We start from the raw sequence: 18029 nt of genomic DNA, 5'->3' as shown, positions 1-18029 counted from the left end.
GAAGAAGAGATGCCGATTACGATTTTGCTCGCAGATGATCATGCGATGGTCAGAAGAGGTTTGCACGTTTTTTTGACCACACAGCAAGACATGGAGGTTGTTGGTGAAGCATCGAACGGGCAGGAAGCACTGGCGCAGGCGGAAGCGTTAAAACCTGACGTGGTATTAATGGATCTGCATATGCCGGTCATGGACGGAATTGAAACAGCAAGGCGATTGCGTGCATTAATGCCAGCAACGCGAATCATTGTGCTCACATCGTTTTCGGATCAGGATCATGTGGTTCCTGCTGTACGTGCAGGAGTGAAAGGGTATCTGCTGAAGGATATTGAACCGGAGGATCTGGCTGTGGCCATTCGCAATGTGCATGCAGGTCAGGTAGAATTGCATCCCGCGGCAGCAGGTCAATTGATGCATGTGATGGCTTCATCCGATTGGTCTATAAATGAACAGCAACCACAGCATATAACGGCAGATCAGTCAGCAGACAGTCAACTTCAAGAGCTGAAGCAGGTTGGAAAATCAAATGAAACATCCCCTGGTGGTCCAGATATGCTCACTCGCCGTGAACAAGAGGTATTGGGGCTGATTGCTCAAGGATTGAGCAACAAGGAAATTGCAGTCCAATTGGTCATCACCGAAAAAACGGTCAAAACCCATGTCAGTCATCTGCTCGACAAACTCGGACTGGCGGATCGGACACAAGCGGCTCTTCATGCCGTAAGAAATGGCTGGGTCGTCTGACCAATTCCGACATATGTTCATACTTAAGTCGTATAAACTCAACCTAAAGGTTGAGTTTTTTGGTCTTTCAAGTTAAGTCTATCTGCTGACGAATTGGCTGCCAAAGAAAGGTAAGATAAAGATAGCCAAAGACGGATCGGTTGAAGGAAAGTGAAAGTCTGAAACTAATAAAAAAACCAAGGAGAGTGACATGAATGAATATTGTTATTTTGGCAGGCAGTAATCGGAACAATGCAACCAGTACACGTCTGGGAGAGTATGCTGCGGAGATTATTCGTGGACAGGGACATCAGGCCAGCCTGTTTGATCTGTATCAGATGCCACTTCCATTCTACGCACCAGATGAGAAACAAGCAGACCATGAACATCTGGCAGACCTGAATACACGTATGCTCGCGGCAGATGCCATCATCCTGTCGACACCAGAGTATCATGGCAGTATTAGCGGTGTGCTTAAAAATGCACTGGATCACCTGAGCCAGGCTCATTTCAGTGGCAAGCCCGTCCTGTCGATTAGCTCCTCTGGTGGAGCGGTAGGGGTAAGTTCGCTTTTACAACTGCAAGCGATTGTTCGCAATCTGCATGGCATCAATGCACAGGAGTGGATTTCCATTGGTGGTGCACAGCGCAGACGATTCGAAGCGACATTTGACGGATATGAAGAGTACGAAGGCAGCCAGGATATAGAGGACCGGATTCAGCGGGTCATTGGATCGTTTTTGAATCTGGCTCAGACGTTAACGAGTGCGCGGAACTCAACCATGAGTTGAGAACAAACGAAGATGAAAATGGAAAAGGAAAAGAGGTTGAGCATGATGATTACAGGCATATTTGAAACACATTTGAACGTGACGGATCTGGAGAGATCCCATCACTTCTATGAAGTGGTCCTTGGTTTACCCCATGCCTACGGGCAGACAGAACGCGGTAATTCCTTCTACTGGATTGGGGGAAAAGGCAATGCCATGCTGGGATTGTGGCAAAAGGAACCTTCCGAAGTGCGGCGTCAGCACTTTGCTTTTCAAGTATCCTTGGAGGATATGAAGCATGCGGTGGCTCACTTGGAGAAGAAAGGGATTAAGACACACAACTTCCTGGATGATGATATCGGTGAACTGTATGTCTTCGGCTGGATGCCTGCGGTATCTGTGTATTTTACCGATCCGGATGGTCATTCGCTTGAATTCATCGCGATGCTCCCGGATGAAGCAAAGCCTGAGCTTGGCATGGTGCCATGGAGTCAGTGGGAGGAGATGCAGGAGAAGACCGTATGATGATCGAAGAATTACAGTTATATACAGCACGACTGGAGGACCTCAAGCATTTTTATCGCGATACGTTGGGAATGGAGGTGTCCGGTGAGACGGATCAGACCTTCAACCTGCAGGTTGGAAGGACGAATATGATTTTCAAACAGGGTGAAACAGATCGTGAGCCCTTCTATCATGTGGCCTGGTTGATTCCGACGAATCGGTTCAAGGAAGCGAAGCAGTGGGCTGCATCACGTGTTGTTTTAAGCAGAGAAGGAGATCGGGATGAGACGTACTCTACTAATTGGAACTCTCACTCTCTCTATTTTGAAGATCCGGCAGGCAATATTATCGAGCTGATTGCTCATCATCGTATTCAGAACGAGAGTGACCATGACTTCTCGACTCAAGATATATTACAGGTGTGTGAGGTTGGACTGGTGACGGAGGATGTTCTGTCTACGGTGAATGAACTTCAGCGAATTGGACTCGAGCGCTGGGGTGAGGTTAGTGATACCTTTGCCCCTGTTGGGGATGTGCATGGTCTGTTTATTGTGGTCAAGAAGGAACGGACGTGGTTTTTCTCTACACAAAAAGCACAGATCTATCCGCTGGAAGTGTCCATTCGTGACGTGGGCAGGTTTCGAATCGGCTAAACTTTGCAATCTGGGGCAGAACGGGCATATGTGGAGCATTTCCGTCATGTTATAGAAGTAAACGCTTTATCTATTCATTCCAAGGTAGTTCGTGTAATGGGCTTATATATTATGAAGGGTGGTGGCAAGCTTGGATCGACGCTTATTGGAAGAAGGACTTGCAATTATTGTTTCCAGTCGGGAACGTACAGGAGATCTGTGGCACGCCCATTATGGAGCAGGTGCGATTGCGGCATATTTTTGGGTACGCGAAAATCGTCTCACTGCCCTTGCCGCCGGCAGTGTTACCGCCGAAGCAAAAGCCATGCTTCGCCAGCATGGAATCAGCCCTGGTCAGACCTCTCCGGTTGGTGAAATGATGCCCATGGAAGATGCCGAAGCGCGTATTACGGACGCATTGGATCGAACGATTGGAGAGCTGCACTGGGTTGGACACCAGGCCATCTACGGGGCAATCAGCCTGAAAGCCATTCGTGAACTGGATGGATGGGGTACTGCAGAGGATATTGGTCGGCTGGTTGAACTGATCGATTCATTCGATCGAACCATCCCGGGAAGATCCTGGATGAATACAACGATGAAAGAAATTCGCAGTCTGAAGCCGGAAAAGAGCGATGGTTTCCCTGAGATCGAAGATCCAACGCAGTTGTCACGTCTGATTCTGGATGAGCTTGGTGCGTTCCAGACTATCTATCATGCGGAAGCTCATCATGATCTGATTGGTCATATGCTCACCTACGGACATGCGCTTAACATATTATATGAATTGGGTTACCCGGCATTATTTCACAAAGGCATTCCGCCTTTCCTTACCATGGTAAAGGCGCTACGCTTAAGCCGAGATGTGAACAGCGAACAGGAGATGCCAACATTGCAATCCCCTGTAGATCTGCTGCCACTAGCACGAGCGGAAAGGTCGGTGGCGCTGCCCCATGAACTGGAATACTGGCTCACCGATAGACGTTCCAGTGACTGGTACGGAGGTCATGTGTTCAAATTCCCGTTCAGCTTCTATCATCATGCGAAGAACGGGGAGCCTGTGCCGGAAACATGGGAGAACTTTCGTTATATCATCGCGTGAGATAAAACATACATTTCAGAAGGGGTGTCCGTCATGACGGACACCCCTTCTAGGCATTATTCTGGTCTACCGAATTGTGGGCTCCTGTACCTGTTTAACGGGGCCAAATTTCAAGGATAAAAAGGATCAGCATGACTCTGGACACCAGCATGTATGGTGATTTTCGTACGGGCTGACGCGCTGCCCATATTCCCCAGGAACTCATAAGTGCAATACTCCCCCAGAACATCCATAAGGAGATGCCTTCGGGTGTAAATAGAAAGGACAGCTTGGGTAGTCCCCTGTTGCCAGCCCCAAGAAGAACAGTGGTCATATAGACGAGGACAAGGAAAAACAACTCGAAGAGCAGGGTTTGCAGCCAGAAATAATAGATGTTGAACACTCGTAGCATGATGACTGTGATCAGGATAAACAGGATACCAACGGATAAGAATGTTGCCGCGGTCCATCCAATGACAGATGTTGTTATAACATCTGTTTCCTGATATAAGATGTACATCGCCAACGCATACATAGCGGGGCCCGCCATATAACTGGTGACAGCAATCCAAAGATAGAAGAAACACCTCTTTTTCATGGTCATATCCATCCTTTATTGTTCGTAGGATTTGAAAGCTACTTATGTCATATAAACATCATCAGGATGGGTTTGGTTGGACTACCGATAGGAGTTTCTCGCGAGAAATCGGCATTTAACCGCCATAGAGACGACTACATTCAGGCGTAATTCATCCCGATTACCATCAGCGCGAGGGGGCAAAGGCGGTAAGATGGTATTATCGGATCAGCAGCAAGGAAGATTCATCGACAGCTCATACGCTAAAGTACGGACCGGCCATGGGGCCAGTTTTTTAATTCGGTGATTGCCTCCTTGCCCTGATCGGGTAATAAGACTAATTAGATAACAGGAGGCTACGTGATATGAAAACAGTATTGTATGTTCCACTGGATGATCGTCCAGCGAATCTGGATGATGTGATTGTGCAAGGGAAAGCAGCCGGTATCCATATCGTTACACCGAACCTGAGTGATATTAAGAATCGTCTGGACTCGGAGAAAACCGTAGATGGCACAACACTGCTCGGTACCTCCACGCCGGTGTATGGGAAGCCGTCCAACATTCATGACTTTATTCTGAAACATGCTGCCAAAGTCGATGGATTCATTATCTCATCCGATATGCTCGCCTATGGCGGTCTGATTGGCAGTCGTCAACTCCGCGAAGATGGAGGAGGCGCCTATCCTGAATACGATGATGAGACCACTCGTTTGCTGGACGTGATCCGCGTGATCAAGCAGAAATATCCGCGCAAACCCGTATTTGTAATGGATACCATCATGCGTTTGGCTACAACCTCGTTTGCAGATGGCTTGGCGCTCGATGCATATAATGAGTCCCGTGCGTTGATGCAGCAGCCGCGTCAGACATACACCAAATTTGAGGATATTATCGAGGGTTATAACCTGTCCCCGGATGGAGTGGAATATGGGACAACGACCTATTTTGATAAAGAACAGTATTACAATACAAGACAGCATAAGTTCAAAACAAATCTGTACATTCTGGATCAACTGGCTCGCACAGGTTATATCGATTTCCTTGCAGTTGGTGTTGACGATGCTAACACCCAGGGGGTTCAGATCAATGAAATCAAATATGTGGAAGCACGGATCAATGAATGGCTGGGTGGAACCAATGGACAAAATCCGGATCGTGCTATCATTTTGCCGGATGCGGATGGTCTGGGGCACGCTTTGGTTGCTCGCATGGCTAACCAGTTGTTCCGAGGCGGGGCGAAGACACGTTACGGAGTGAAATATTTTGGTCCTCACGGCAATACCATCATTAACACGTATGAATACATGGATGTGCACGAGAATGTAGTTCGTCACGTGGATATTGTAGGTGGTGTACTTGTGGCGGATTCAGCTTATCCTGAGCCGGAGGTGGGCACGGATGCAATTGCTAGCGTGGAGAATGAAGAGCTAGTGGCTGTATCAGCCGAACAAGTTGTCCCGTTTGACATGGCCTCCGAACTGGATCGTATGACGAAGGGTCATCCGGGTAATTCCGGAGAGAACACGGGCATCGACATTGAGATTATTGCCATTACCGCTCTGGATCAGGTACAGGCTGCGTTGGAACAATTGACGCTGAATAGTGAGCAAGGTCTGCCTTCGGTGTTGATTGATTTTGTGGGTAAAGGACCAGCGAATGTTGATGTTGCTGAAGCGTTGCTAAACAGTCCATATACCGGACGGGTTCTGGGATACAGTGCCTGGAATACGCCGGGCAACAAAATCGGTATTGCCGTAGGCATGGGGCAGTCGAGGTACGCATTGATCACAACAGAGAAGCATGAGCACAAGTTGCGAGATGCGATGAACGCGCATGGCTCGTTGTTGTTTAAGCGTTTCCTGAAGGATTATTACTACAAAGCGGTAGCGATTGCGGACATCCGCACGTATTCCCGAGCCCATGCGCTGTATACCAACGTAGCTACCCTTTCGGATCAAAATATGTTGCTGTTCAACTCAGAGGAAGACTATGCCCATTTGCAAACATTGCTCCGTGATCTGATGCAAACTTATACCACCGCGCTTGCGAATAAAACAGCCTTCCAGACAGGCAATGTGGCGATCAAGCAGATCTGTGATGGCGAATTGTCTTATGGGACGTATGAAAGTGCACTGCTGGAATATACGAATCCCGATTTCATCTGGGGCCGTGCGTTTGAGATTACGTTGAACCCACAGGTTAATCTTAATATTGTGTAAAAGATTGCCTCAGATATGCAGCCTATAAGCCATGACCACCCCCAATAAAACGTTGGCTTAGGCCAGCACTGGAAGAAGCTATGGGGTGGAATGGATCGGAAGCAGTTAAGGGGATCGGATCAGGTGATCATTACGATCCCCTTAACATTACGCTTAACATGCAACGCTACCCTATTGCACTGGCTAACTTATCAAGTGCAATGTACTCCTTATTCGAAAGCTCTTCAATCATTGAAGTCAGTTTGGGTATAGTGAGTGAGTGTTCATTGGTTATGATTTGTTTAAGCACATTGTTTCGAAGAGAACGAGCCTTTAGTTCAATATCCTCAAATAGGTTGTAAAACAGATTGCCATCGATTAGTCCAAGTTTATGTAAATAATGAATTCGCTTGGTCATTAACGTCTTATGCTCGGATAACATATGTAATGCTCGTATATATTGATGATCGGCACGAACAGATTCAATTAATTTGTTATAAATGTGGATACCAAATACAGGGTCCAGGCTGCCGTGCAGACATTGCTCTTCTGCTGGAATGCCTTCAATGGCCTCAAAGTATGCAGCACTATTCGTGGAATTAAGATAATGTTTCAGTGAGGTTTTGAAAAACTCCAAATTGAAACGATAGGACTTGAACGAATTCATGGAGATAAGTTGTATACCAAATACATTATCCCAGCAATCCTCTTTATAGTTGATATGTTCATTGAGGGCTTGCTCAATCTCATAAAAGGATCCCTTTGTTTTCTTATATGTGGGCAACGGGTCCGGAAAAAAATCTGCAATATTAAATTCTTGATTATCCCGATCATAACCGTATATGAATAAATCATGAGGTGCACTTTCTTCAGTTCTATAGGCTTTAATATATTGTTTATCGATAAGAACATAAATGTAGTTACCATTATTAATTGACTCTATGAAGAAATCGGTAACATTTAAATTGAGCAATTGGAGCATTTCTTTTTGTATACTGTGAATGTTTAACAACGGATGGTACTCTCTCATTAATGGCTGGTAGAAATCCAAGTGGAAAGTATCCGGTTCGTAGCAATCAAACCTCAGTTGCATGTGATTCGTAAATAACCATTCATGGTAGGAAGGGTGATTGGGAAGAATAGAATTCATATTAGCATGAATCGGATAACCTTGAATTACAGGTGAATGCATAATAAGTTCTTTTTTCATAATCAATATCTCACTCTCTACATGGGATAGTTAACTGTTAACGCATCACAAACGCCTTTCTTAATGCTTCACACTTCGTCTAATTACGTACAGCCTATATACGAAGGATATTACACCCGCAATAAAATGTAAATAAAAAACATTATTGTGATATTAATATAAAAGTGATTGCTGTGTTAGGCAAACAGAACAGGTGTCGTCTTTTTTCCACCCGAGATACTCCCTTAATCGCACCGAAGTCATACCAATCACCATCCGCGCTAGGGATAAAAGGGTGTAAGATTGTATTATCGGATCAATAGCAAGGGACGCACCGAAAGCACATACGCTAATGTACAGACCGGCCAGGTGGCCGGTCTTTTTAATGCGGTGAATGTAGTCCCTGCAAGGGTTCGGTAGTCATTCAGACGCTGTGTTAATGGGGGGGTTCTACTGCTGCTTGCGTATCGCTGCAATATGTGGGCAGATCTCAAACTTGCAGCCAAAGGGGGCGAAATGAATGTGTCTATGAACAATGAGATTAGCACTGCCATGAGCACCAGTAAAATGAGTAAGCTCATTAAAAAAACGCTAAAACAGCAGCTCGCGGTACTTGTTCCAGATTGGGACGGTCGTGTGCTGGATGTACCTGCGTCAGGCGAAGTGTTGGCCGGGCCTTGTGCCGTGGTTGCGTTTGCCGAAGAGGTGCCGAAGTCTGCTTGGGCGGGATATCGACGGATTATTAAAATCTCACCATACGCTCGTCCGGAAGATGGTGGCGCTGAACAAGTGGAAGCTTGGTCAGCCCTTCTAATCGAAGGGTTGCATCAGGTAAGACTGGTGGATGAAGCAGGTGGGGCATTCACTTGTATCTATCTGGGTTCTTCAGATAGTGACCGGGTGGATGCAGGGTCTGGCATCCTTACGCGTAGTCTGCGATTCGGAGTGTATGTTCCCGAAGACTCGGGAACTGCTCTCGTTGAAACAGAGGACGCATGGTTAGCTGCGCTTCAAGGCTGGACACAGCAGGAGCTTGGCTCGAACTGGTCGGTATATGGGGATGTATGGCCTGGTGGGTACGAGAAGCCGTCTGTGTTATGGCGATTGGCTGGATACAGCACGTCTGTGGCGGAGACTTCGGCATTGGAAGTTCGACAACAGTGGATTGGGCATGTGCTCACCGATCATTCGGTGCTAACACGGCAGACCGTTACTCGGTTGGTCCGGCAACTTGCAGTGCAATCTCGTCTTGCCGTCACTGAAACGGGTGGCGAAGAGCAAGAAGGTAACACGCGATATATCACAGTGGATGAAGTCACGGCAGATTTACAGGCAGATGCCTATCTAAACGGACAGATTCGTCTGACACTACAGCAGCGGATTCGTCGTCCGGGTACAAATGTGCCTTTGATTCGTGAGATTCACCATAGCAAAGGCATGGAGTAAAAGTTGAGCCCAGAGGAACCTTCTATTAAGGGGTGGTTCCAGATGATTTAGATGTGAATATAGCTTTAAGATGATTGATTTAGCTTCAACATTATAGCTTCAGATTCATAGGTTCATAGGGTCGAAAATTCATAGGTCAAGTTTAAAGGTTAAAGTTCCAAGATTAAATTAAAGCTTCAAGCTTGTAGCTCATAGCTCGAAGATCATAGCTCGAAAATCATAGCGATAAGATCAATGTTTCACGAAATTAGTAGTCCAACAAATGAGGTGAGATGGCAATGGCAAGCTCAGTGAAAAAAAGCAAACAGGCAGCCCCGCGGTATACAAGGGCAGAACTGATGAATCATGCAGAAGCCCTCTTTGCCGTTAAGGCAGAGGTGCTGTACGGTGCGCTGTACGAAGCGGCGCAAGAGACGTTTTCCATTGAAGAAACGCAAGAACGAATTAACCAATTTATGAAAGTGAAGGTGAAGGGATAATGGCAGGTGGAACTTGGGAACAAACGAATCGTCCGGTCCTTCCGGGCTTATATATGAATTTTCAGGCGGCAGCATCCTCAGCCATTCAAGCGGGTACGCGGGGAACGGTCGTTGTGCCGATCAAGGCCAACTGGGGTCCTGTAGGGACTTTTGTTGAAGTAGGGAGCGAAGCGGCAATTGAACGCATGTATGCGGCGAATGTGTTGGACAACGGTACAGCTTATACGTCCTTGAAGCTCGCCCTGTTGGGTGGGCCGAAGAAGTTGCTCGCTTATCGGGTAGCAAGTGCTGTGGCCAAAGCAGCTACGCTTACTTTGAAGGACAGCAGTGATGCCAATGTGCTGCAACTGGATGCGAAATATCCGGGGGATCGTGCAAATGGATTCTACGTCACCATCCAGCCAGGTGTGATTGATAATACGAAACATGAAGTGCGCCTTTTTGAAGGTAACCGGATGTTGTATGCGCTCCTGACTGCGGATATTTCAGCAGCTTCTCTGGCCAAAGAGATTAACGCGGATGATCGAAATGTCTGGGTGACGGCGCAGGCGATGGGCGATGGTGCAGGTGTAGTGGCAACTGTTGTCGGTGCGGCATTCAAAGGCGGCGTAAGTGGCAACGACGACCTGACCAATGCAGAGTACATTGCTGTGCAGGGTGCGCTGGAAGGGGAGCAATTCGACGTTTTGGCTTTGGATCAGGCGGCTGATGCACCTTTGCTTGCGAGCTTTGCGGCATGGGTAAAACGTGTGCGTGGTGAAGGCAAGCCGGTGATGGCTGTGTTTGGCGGTTCCGCAGCGGATGATACCTCTGCTACAGCAGCACAAAAAGCAGCAGCACGTTCGCTTGCGCTCAACCATGAGGGTGTGATTAATGTCGGTACAGGCGTGCGCCTTGGAGATGCATTCTACAGCTCCGCGGAGACGTCCGCCTATGTTGCGGGACTGATTGCAGGACAACGTCTGAACCAATCCACAACCTATGCAGCTACTCCGTTCGATGATGTGACACGTCGCTGGACACGTGCAGAACAGGAGCAGGCAGTACAGAATGGCGTATTTATTTTCTTCCATGATGGACGTCAGGTGAAAGCACTTCGCGGTGTAAACACACTGGTAACGCCAGCCGCTGGACAGAATAATGCGTGGAAAAAAATCCGTTCCATTCGTGTGTTGGACGCCATCAACACGGATCTGCAACGCTCCGCGGAAGATACGTATATCGGTAAAGTAAACAATACCGAAGAGGGTCGTCAGGCACTGATTAGTGCCATGAAGGCCTATTTGGCGCTGCTCGCACAGAGCAACGTGATTGAAGCTGACGGTTACGATGTCATTCTCGATCCGGCGTATTATGGCACTGCACCAGTTCTCAAACCGGAGGCAGATCAGGTATTCCTGCAATGGAATGTGAAGCTGACCGATGTGATGGAGCAGTTGTTTGGTACATTTTACGTGCAATAAGGTTGTGTGGAAGGAAAGAACCATTTTCTAGAATAATTACTATACGTTGAACTGATGCTTTACACGATAACAGCTATCGGAGGATTGTTCTGACTGCGGAGTTATACCGTTTAATATTTATTAGTTCAACCAACCCAAGGAGGAAAATATATGTTGGATGCGTCAAGAGTAATTCTCGGTACCCATGGTCAACTGCATATCGATGGTGTGTGGCAGACAAACATTAACAAGTTGGAAGCGAGTGTAGAGATTGAAAAGCGTGAGCTGAACCTGGTCGGTAACGACTGGAAGGTGCACAAAAACGGCGCGAAAAAAGGAACAGGCACGATGACGGGCTACAAAGTCACTTCGGATATGATCCAGCGCGGCTTCACCAAATTCGAGATCATTTCGAAGCTGAATGACCCTGAATCATATGGACATGAGAGTGTACTGCTGAAAGGTTGCATGGTGGACAAAATTCAGCTTGCCAACTGGACAGCGGGTGAGGAAGTACCAGAGGAAACGGGCTTTACGTTCGAAGGATTTGAGTTGCTGAATCCAATTGTGGCGAACTAAAGGTTGGAAGTGGTCTCGTGTTGAAGCTAGTTTGCTCAAGCGTGATTGCATAGTTACTTCATTAATAATATGGCACCATTGTAGGCCGAGATGATCTCGGTCTCTTTGTTGTCTCTACAGGCTTGGAAGATGGCATCGATGAACCCATTCGTGAAACAAGAAGGAGATAACGCCAGATGAGTATGAATGAAAATATGTCCGAAGAACAGATTTTGGATCAGTTATTTGAAGCAGCAGAACGTTTGCCAGAGGAGAATGTGCGCATTCAGCGTCTGGATCTGCTGTTGACCTTGCGTGGACTGACGTCTTCCAAAGTGGATCACATTCGCGAACGCTGTACCATTCGAAAAACGACCAAAGGCCGCACCGAGGAAAAGGTGGATACCGAAACGTTTAACGCGCTGCTCATTTCTGAAGCAACCGTGAAATTGAAGGTCCGCAGCTTGGAACTGTCTGGCTGGGGAGACACTCGCATTACCGGCCGCATGAAGCTGTCTGGTGGAGAACAGGCGGTTCGCCGCATGCTGCTCGCGGGTGAACTGGATGCCGTAGGTGATAAAGTGCTGGAGCTGTCCGGCTTTGGTGTGGAGATTGAAGACCTAAAAAACTGATTCACTCCGGCGGGATGACCACGTTCCTGTATCACATGTGGGTACGTCATCATCTCCGGCCCGGAGAGTTCTGGTCTTTGCCACGTGGGGAGCGTTCGCTGTTGATTGCATTTTCTGAAGAAGAAATGTCAGCGATCACCTCGCAAATGAATCGATAACCATATAAGGCAGGAGGTGAAATAATGGCAGAAATGATTGTAGGTTTATCCAAATCCAATGCGGAAATGCGGACAACCCTTCGATACCTGGATCAGATCCAACGCTCGACGGAACGTCTTGGCAGAGTTCGTTATCAGAGTCTGATCAAGGTGAACAATGAATTGAGAACTACTGGACGCAGGTTGGAACATATTTATAGTATGGCTGTGCGAATCAGCAGGCTGCGAATCACACCAACGATTGGGTTGATTGATAAGCTGAGTCCGGCACTGGATCGCGCATGGGCGAAACTGAACAGTTTCAGGGACCAGATGGTTACGGCTTCGGGTACAGTATCGCTTGAGGTTCGACAGAAGATCGAAGTGGCGATGGGGAAGATGAACCCGGCGAGTAAGCCTTCTTTGGCACTGAATATTGGAAGCAATAATAATACGGTAAAGAATGTTGCCAAGGAAGAAGATCCTAAGAGTTGGTTGGATAAATGGATTTTTGACCCTGCCGACAAGATTAATAGTTTGTTTGATGTATTTAATAACGTTAAGGGAATATTTGATAAATTCAAAAAGAAAAAAGAAGAAAATCCTGCATCAGACCCGACCAGAAGCCCGGCTTCCAAATGCTGCTGTTGCACAGGTGGAAAGATGGGCAAAAACCGCAGAGGACGTTCACCCAATGCGAACGGTGGTGGAGGCCCTGATCGGGGCAGACGAGGCTACCGAAGTGGTAGAAGATCAGGCAACGCACCGAATTCAGGCCCAAGGCCTAATCCGGTTCCGAGGCCACCTGTACCAGATCCGCCTAATCCTCCACCCGATCGAAATAGAAATGGGAGAAGAGGACGAAGAGTTAGAGGTATGGGTGGCTTAGGTTTTGCCGACTCTGGTTCACTCGGATCATTAACCGATATGCTGGCAGGTAGTGGGTTGATGGACAACTTGAACGGTGGCTTTGCCAAAGGTGCAAAAAGGCTTCTCGGACCCATTAGCATGCTTGCTGATGTGGCGAATGTAGCGACGGCACCACCGGAAGAACGTGGCCGAGCAGTGGGTTCGATGATTGGCGGCACAGCAGGTACTGCGATTGGCAGCGCCATCGGTAGTGTACTTTTACCTGGTATCGGGACATGGGTTGGTGGTGCAGTAGGTGGTTGGGCCGGAAGTGCAGCAGGCGGTTGGATTGGAGACAAAGCGAAGGATATTGGAAACTTTATGTCTAGTGCTACCGAAGGTGTAGGTGATGCTTTATCGGGTGCGGCGGATTACGTATCTGAGAAAACAAAAAAAATTACCGATGGCATATCCAGTTTCTTCGGCTTTGGTTCCAAAAAAGAAGAAAAGACAGTCTCGGCAGCAACAGTAGCTGCACCGTCGCAAGTACCAACAGGCCCGCAGATGGCACCTGCCTATATGCCACCTGCACTGACCATAACAGGCCCAGCCGCATATATGAACAGCAAGGTCGGTCAACCTACCTCTGCTGGATTCATGGGAACAAGCATGATGCAGAACCAAGCGATGGCGCTTGGTAACGGTGCGCAGACGAATGGAAAATCGTCCACGATGACGGTACAGATATCTGAAGACCAGATGAGCAGTCTGTCCGGATACTTGAAGGATTTCAAAACCGAAACTACTAATCAGATTGCGATAAATATTCCACCAGGTGCAGTGCAGGTGACTGTGCGCGAAAATGCGATTGATTACGATGCTGTCACCAAGCAGGTCGGACAACGGATTACGGGCGAGTTCCGCCGTGCCATGGAAAACCGAAAAACGATTATGGCCTAAGCAGAAAGGAGGCCGTGTATGTCTGTATTTGAAGATAACGTGGAAGGGATCAGAATGGAATTTACGCTGATCGATGGGAAAACGAAGTTCCAGTTCCCTGTGAAGCCAGAAGAGCTTATGATCTCACGTTCCAAAGGTTATGAAACGATTAATATGCTGGAGCATGGCGAGTTTGATTTTGCGCAGGGGGAGAAGGTGAAGGAGATCACCTTCTCTTCTTTTTTTCCCAAAGAGTATGATGCGTCCTATTGCATGTACGAAAAAGATTTTCCAGATCCCCGGGTAGCGATGAATATGCTGAATACGTTTCTGGTATCAAAAAAACCACTGCGCTTCATCATCACCAACACGGGGGTGAACGTACCGGTATATCTGATCTCGCACAATACGACCTTCCGGGGCGGTGAGAGCGGAGATATTTACTTTGATATTACGCTGCGCACATGGCGAGATTCCAAGGTAGAGAAGGTCGGCTCTGCGGCATCCGGTAGCAAGTCAGGTTCTCGTACCGATTTGAAAAAGAGTAGCAAGACCTACACCGTCAAATCCGGCGACTCCCTGTCCAAAATTGCAAAGCTTGAGCTTGGCAGCAGTTCCAAATGGAACGAGATCTACAAGCTCAACGCAAAGATCATCGGCAGTGATCCGAACCGGATCAAGCCGGGGCAAAAGCTGGTGATGCCATGACCTACAAGGTCATTGTCGACGACAAATACGACATAACCAAGCTGGTGGAGACGATTACGCTGAAGGATTCGCTCGACCAGATTGCGTATCAGGCCAACATTCGACTGGCGGTGTCTGCATCTTCCGGTCTGCCTTCGATCTCACCGGGTATGGCGGTGCGGATTAGCGGGGTTCCTTTTGGCGAAAAATCCATGGTTCATTTGCTGCATCCTGCTGTCATCTGGGAGGTGGAAAGCTCGAACAGCGGCACTAAGCGGTTATCTCTCACAGTATATGACCGGATGATTTATCTGGAAAAATCGGAGGACGAGTTCTTACTGCCGAAGGATCAGACTGCTACGCAGCGACTTAAAACCTACGCCAAAGAGTGGAAGATTCCATACGCTACACTGCCGGATACCAAGACGAAGTTGGGCAAAGCCGTGTATCGGTCACAGACGATTTTCTCGATGATGTTTGCCGATCTGAAAGAAACGGCGAAGTCCGGCGGGGAAATGTACCATCCACGGATGACACCCGGCGGGTTGCAGCTCTTCCAGGTAGGAAGTAATGCAAAGGTGTATGAACTTGATCGACTGATTGATCTGACCCAGATGCGTACACTCGAAGGGGCGGTTACCAAAGTTAAAGTGATGGCAGCGTCGGAGTCTACGAGTGGTAAAGAGGTCCCTTCCAAAGTGCTCGCGATTGAGCAGAATGGTGTGGAAGAACTGGGCACATTACAAAAGCTGGTAGAGGACGATCAGGTGAAATCGACAACTGCCGCGAAAAAACTGGCGAAAAGTCATCTGACGGGTATTCAGGAGACCTTTACGATATCGGCACCGGATGTGAATACGATCCGCGCTGGGGACGCTGTGTTGGTAAAAGGTCTGAAACTAATTGTCATGTCGGTTAGCCGTGAACTGTCTGCCGGGCCTGGAACGATGACGCTGGAGCTGGGCACGGCGGAGCTTGTGAAAAGGAGGTATTACCTTGAATAAAGATGATCCGTATGGGCATTTTGCCGACGTCATGCGGGGTGCGATGAGTACACATTCCCGTCAGGCCGTGAGCGGGCTGGGCGCGGTACTGGGTACGATGACCTCATCCGGCGTGAAGCTGGATGATTTCAAGCACGAAGTGCAGGATTATCTCGTGGCCGAGTTGCCGGGCACGCTTGGACTGCCGGAGCGCGAGGCTGCTGGCGCGATCTCCGGTATATCTGACGTGGCAAACGGCGGAACGACGGACACGGGACGGTTTCTTTTGCAAGAAGAGGAAGTGGAAGAAGCGGTGTGGTCTCTTGGTAAGGGATTAAAAGCGGGAGATCGCGTACTGGCGATGCGGGTGAATGGCGGCAACGACATTGTGGTGCTGTGTAAGGTGGTGAGTGCGCATGCCTAGTTTGTTTCCGGAAACGGGTGTGGTTTGGGGAGATGAGGAGGATTTGTCGGGGGCGGTTTCGGAAGAGGTACGCTTTGGACGGAGCTGGCGATTCGATTACGATGCAGGGGATTTTGTATTGACCCCAAGTGGCAAAGTAGCCGCGGCGGATGCACATGAAGCCTGGGTGCAGTGGTGCATTAAGGCCGTGAAAACGCCAAGGTACAGACATGTGATTTACTCCCGGAACTATGGTTCGGAGCTGGAGGACCTGGTGGGGCAGGGTGACAGCCGGGGTGTGATGGAAAGTGAAATTAGCCGGATGGTGACGGAGACGTTACTGGCTGATCCACGCACGGATTCGGTAGACCAGTTTACGTTCGATTGGAATCGGGAGCAGTGCATGTTCTCGTGTCGGGTGGCAAGTGTGCAGGAAGAGATGTTTATTCTGGAAAGTGAGGTGATCTGACGGGATGGCTGAGATTCCGCGTTATTTGGAGGACCAGACGGAGGAACAGATTATGCAGCGTATGCTGGATCGTCTGCCCGCGGATCTGGATAAGTCGGAGGGATCGTTCCTGTGGGATGCGGAGGCTCCGGTTGCGTTTATGCTCTCTGAGGCGGCTTTGTGGGCGCAGGAATTACTGCGGCGCGGGTTTGCAAGTACGGCTGCGAGCAGTGATCCGAATTTTCGTTCGGAAGAGCTGGATCTGCGGGCAGGAGAGCACGGCATCACGCGGCGAGCTGCGGTGGCGGCACAAGGTGCGGTGAAATTTGCGGGTACGCCGGGGAAAGTGGTGCCTGCTGGAACGGTCGTGGCTACACTCGCGGATGAAGTATCTGCTGAAGCTTCGCTCGAATATGAGACGGTGGGACGTTTGGAACTGGATGCAGAGGGCTCTGGTGTGGTAGGTGTGCGAGCGCTTGTTGCCGGAAAAGAAAGCAACGTGCCTGCGGGCACGGTAACTGTGCTGTCTACACCTGTAAGTGGCGTGACTTCTGTCACGAACGTTGATGTGATTAAAGGCGGTGCGGACGTGGAGGCGGATACCGCGCTGCTGGAACGCTTTTATGCCAAAGTCCGCAACCAAGGGACGAGCGGCAACAAGTCGCAATATGTGCAATGGGCAAGTGAAGTGCCAGGTGTTGGTGCAACGCGGGTTATTCCGTTATGGCTGGGGCCAGGCACGGTGGGATTGTATCTGTTGGATACGGACAAACGTGCCGCAGGTACTGATCTGGTGGCGGCGGTACAAAAGTACGTGGATCCGACGCAGGATGGGCAGGGTGAAGGTGTTGCGCCCGCGGGGCCAGTGGTTTTCGTGATGCCAGCCGAGGAAGTACCGATGAATATTCAAGTGAAACTGACGTTAGCAAGCGATGCGACACTGACTGATGTACGGGCATTGATCGAACGCGGGGTGACCGCGTATTTGAAACAGCTGGCTTTTGCCGATCCACTCGTTCGTTACACCCGCATTGCCGCGATTCTGCTGGACATTCCACCGATTATCGACTATTCGGAGCTGACCGTGAACGGTGTGAGCGACCAGAATATCGAGATGACCGCGAGTCAGGTGGCCGTATTGGGGACGGTGGATGTGCATGAGTAGTGTTGGGCAGATGGTGGATGTAAGGTGCGGATGTGGAGACAGAGGCGGTGTAGGACAAGGTGGATGTGCTAGTTGTGTTGCTCCCGATTGTGGAAGTGAAGAAAAAGGCGGGCAAAAAGGGCATTTGTATCGTTCAGAACGCCGCTTGGGAACGCAGTTGCATTTGAGCGAAGCTGTTCACGTT

General features: G+C 48.9%; 20 protein-coding genes. 18 read left to right on the top strand and 2 right to left on the bottom strand.

Going from position 1 to position 18029, the window contains the following annotated elements; all coding sequences use genetic code 11:
- Positions 1–9 precede the first annotated feature (9 nt).
- The 5 genes from FE296_RS24530 to FE296_RS24510 all read left to right on the top strand — a co-directional run bounded on the left by FE296_RS24530 (position 10) and on the right by FE296_RS24510 (position 3731).
- Positions 10–744 (top strand): response regulator, encoded by a 735-nt coding sequence (locus FE296_RS24530; protein ID WP_124117089.1) that lies wholly within the window; start codon positions 10–12, stop codon positions 742–744.
- 194 nt (positions 745–938) lie between these two features.
- Positions 939–1514, top strand: coding sequence for an NADPH-dependent FMN reductase (locus FE296_RS24525; RefSeq protein ID WP_150366643.1), 576 nt, complete (start codon positions 939–941; stop codon positions 1512–1514).
- An 18-nt stretch (positions 1515–1532) separates the two neighbouring features.
- Entirely contained in the window at positions 1533–2018 is a 486-nt protein-coding gene (locus FE296_RS24520; RefSeq protein WP_223869017.1) for a VOC family protein, read from the top strand.
- Positions 2015–2650: a VOC family protein gene (locus tag FE296_RS24515; RefSeq protein WP_167483750.1), complete on the top strand. Its 636-nt coding sequence runs from the start codon at positions 2015–2017 to the stop codon at positions 2648–2650. Before FE296_RS24520 ends, FE296_RS24515 begins: the two co-directional genes overlap by 4 nt.
- Before the next feature lie 121 nt (positions 2651–2771).
- Positions 2772–3731: a hypothetical protein gene (locus tag FE296_RS24510; RefSeq protein WP_411860600.1), complete on the top strand. Its 960-nt coding sequence runs from the start codon at positions 2772–2774 to the stop codon at positions 3729–3731.
- Between the two features lie 94 nt (positions 3732–3825).
- Here the strand turns inward: FE296_RS24510 and FE296_RS24505 are convergent, their stop codons facing one another.
- On the bottom strand, positions 3826–4308 hold the full coding sequence (locus tag FE296_RS24505; protein ID WP_150366642.1) for a hypothetical protein: 483 nt from the start codon (positions 4306–4308) through the stop codon (positions 3826–3828).
- A 344-nt stretch (positions 4309–4652) separates the two neighbouring features.
- Between FE296_RS24505 and FE296_RS24500 the strand changes: the two genes are divergently transcribed.
- Complete coding sequence (locus tag FE296_RS24500; RefSeq protein WP_124117083.1) at positions 4653–6509, top strand: DUF4127 family protein; 1857 nt, start codon at positions 4653–4655, stop codon at positions 6507–6509.
- Positions 6510–6675: 166 nt separating this feature from the next.
- On the opposite strand, the gene FE296_RS24495 is transcribed toward FE296_RS24500, so the two are convergent.
- Positions 6676–7698 carry a hypothetical protein gene (locus FE296_RS24495; protein ID WP_150366641.1) on the bottom strand — a complete coding sequence of 341 codons (1023 nt, stop codon included), beginning with the start codon at positions 7696–7698 and terminating at the stop codon, positions 6676–6678.
- Positions 7699–8199: 501 nt separating this feature from the next.
- Here FE296_RS24495 and FE296_RS24490 point away from each other — a divergent pair.
- The 12 genes from FE296_RS24490 (at position 8200) to FE296_RS24440 (ending at position 17845) form a co-directional block, all read left to right on the top strand.
- Entirely contained in the window at positions 8200–9123 is a 924-nt protein-coding gene (locus tag FE296_RS24490; RefSeq protein ID WP_150366640.1) for a hypothetical protein, read from the top strand.
- Between the two features lie 278 nt (positions 9124–9401).
- Complete coding sequence (locus FE296_RS24485) at positions 9402–9602, top strand: YqzN/YkzM domain-containing protein (protein WP_150366639.1); 201 nt, start codon at positions 9402–9404, stop codon at positions 9600–9602.
- On the top strand, positions 9602–11065 hold the full coding sequence (locus FE296_RS24480; protein ID WP_150366638.1) for a phage tail sheath subtilisin-like domain-containing protein: 1464 nt from the start codon (positions 9602–9604) through the stop codon (positions 11063–11065). Before FE296_RS24485 ends, FE296_RS24480 begins: the two co-directional genes overlap by 1 nt.
- A 150-nt stretch (positions 11066–11215) precedes the next feature.
- Entirely contained in the window at positions 11216–11623 is a 408-nt protein-coding gene (locus FE296_RS24475) for a phage tail tube protein (protein WP_124117078.1), read from the top strand.
- Positions 11624–11799: 176 nt separating this feature from the next.
- Positions 11800–12234 carry a phage tail assembly chaperone gene (locus FE296_RS24470; RefSeq protein WP_017690174.1) on the top strand — a complete coding sequence of 145 codons (435 nt, stop codon included), beginning with the start codon at positions 11800–11802 and terminating at the stop codon, positions 12232–12234.
- Between the two features lie 35 nt (positions 12235–12269).
- Complete coding sequence (locus FE296_RS33850; RefSeq protein WP_255319811.1) at positions 12270–12392, top strand: hypothetical protein; 123 nt, start codon at positions 12270–12272, stop codon at positions 12390–12392.
- Between the two features lie 24 nt (positions 12393–12416).
- Positions 12417–14180 carry a hypothetical protein gene (locus FE296_RS24465; RefSeq protein ID WP_150366637.1) on the top strand — a complete coding sequence of 588 codons (1764 nt, stop codon included), beginning with the start codon at positions 12417–12419 and terminating at the stop codon, positions 14178–14180.
- 54 nt (positions 14181–14234) lie between these two features.
- Positions 14235–14867: a LysM peptidoglycan-binding domain-containing protein gene (locus FE296_RS24460; protein ID WP_150366673.1), complete on the top strand. Its 633-nt coding sequence runs from the start codon at positions 14235–14237 to the stop codon at positions 14865–14867.
- Positions 14864–15850 (top strand): XkdQ/YqbQ family protein, encoded by a 987-nt coding sequence (locus tag FE296_RS24455; RefSeq protein WP_150366636.1) that lies wholly within the window; start codon positions 14864–14866, stop codon positions 15848–15850. The genes FE296_RS24460 and FE296_RS24455 overlap by 4 nt, the downstream gene beginning before the upstream one ends.
- Positions 15843–16253 carry a hypothetical protein gene (locus tag FE296_RS24450; RefSeq protein WP_124117075.1) on the top strand — a complete coding sequence of 137 codons (411 nt, stop codon included), beginning with the start codon at positions 15843–15845 and terminating at the stop codon, positions 16251–16253. The genes FE296_RS24455 and FE296_RS24450 overlap by 8 nt, the downstream gene beginning before the upstream one ends.
- Positions 16246–16701 (top strand): DUF2634 domain-containing protein, encoded by a 456-nt coding sequence (locus FE296_RS24445; RefSeq protein ID WP_150366635.1) that lies wholly within the window; start codon positions 16246–16248, stop codon positions 16699–16701. Before FE296_RS24450 ends, FE296_RS24445 begins: the two co-directional genes overlap by 8 nt.
- Positions 16702–16705: 4 nt before the next feature.
- The gene (locus FE296_RS24440; RefSeq protein ID WP_150366634.1) at positions 16706–17845 is read left to right on the top strand and encodes a baseplate J/gp47 family protein; all 1140 of its coding nucleotides are present in this window, start codon (positions 16706–16708) and stop codon (positions 17843–17845) included.
- Positions 17846–18029 lie beyond the last annotated feature (184 nt).

It is taken from the genome of Paenibacillus sp. UASWS1643 (assembly GCF_008693195.1).
Classification (GTDB): domain Bacteria; phylum Bacillota; class Bacilli; order Paenibacillales; family Paenibacillaceae; genus Paenibacillus; species Paenibacillus amylolyticus_B.
This window is presented reverse-complemented; position numbering and strand designations above follow the sequence as displayed.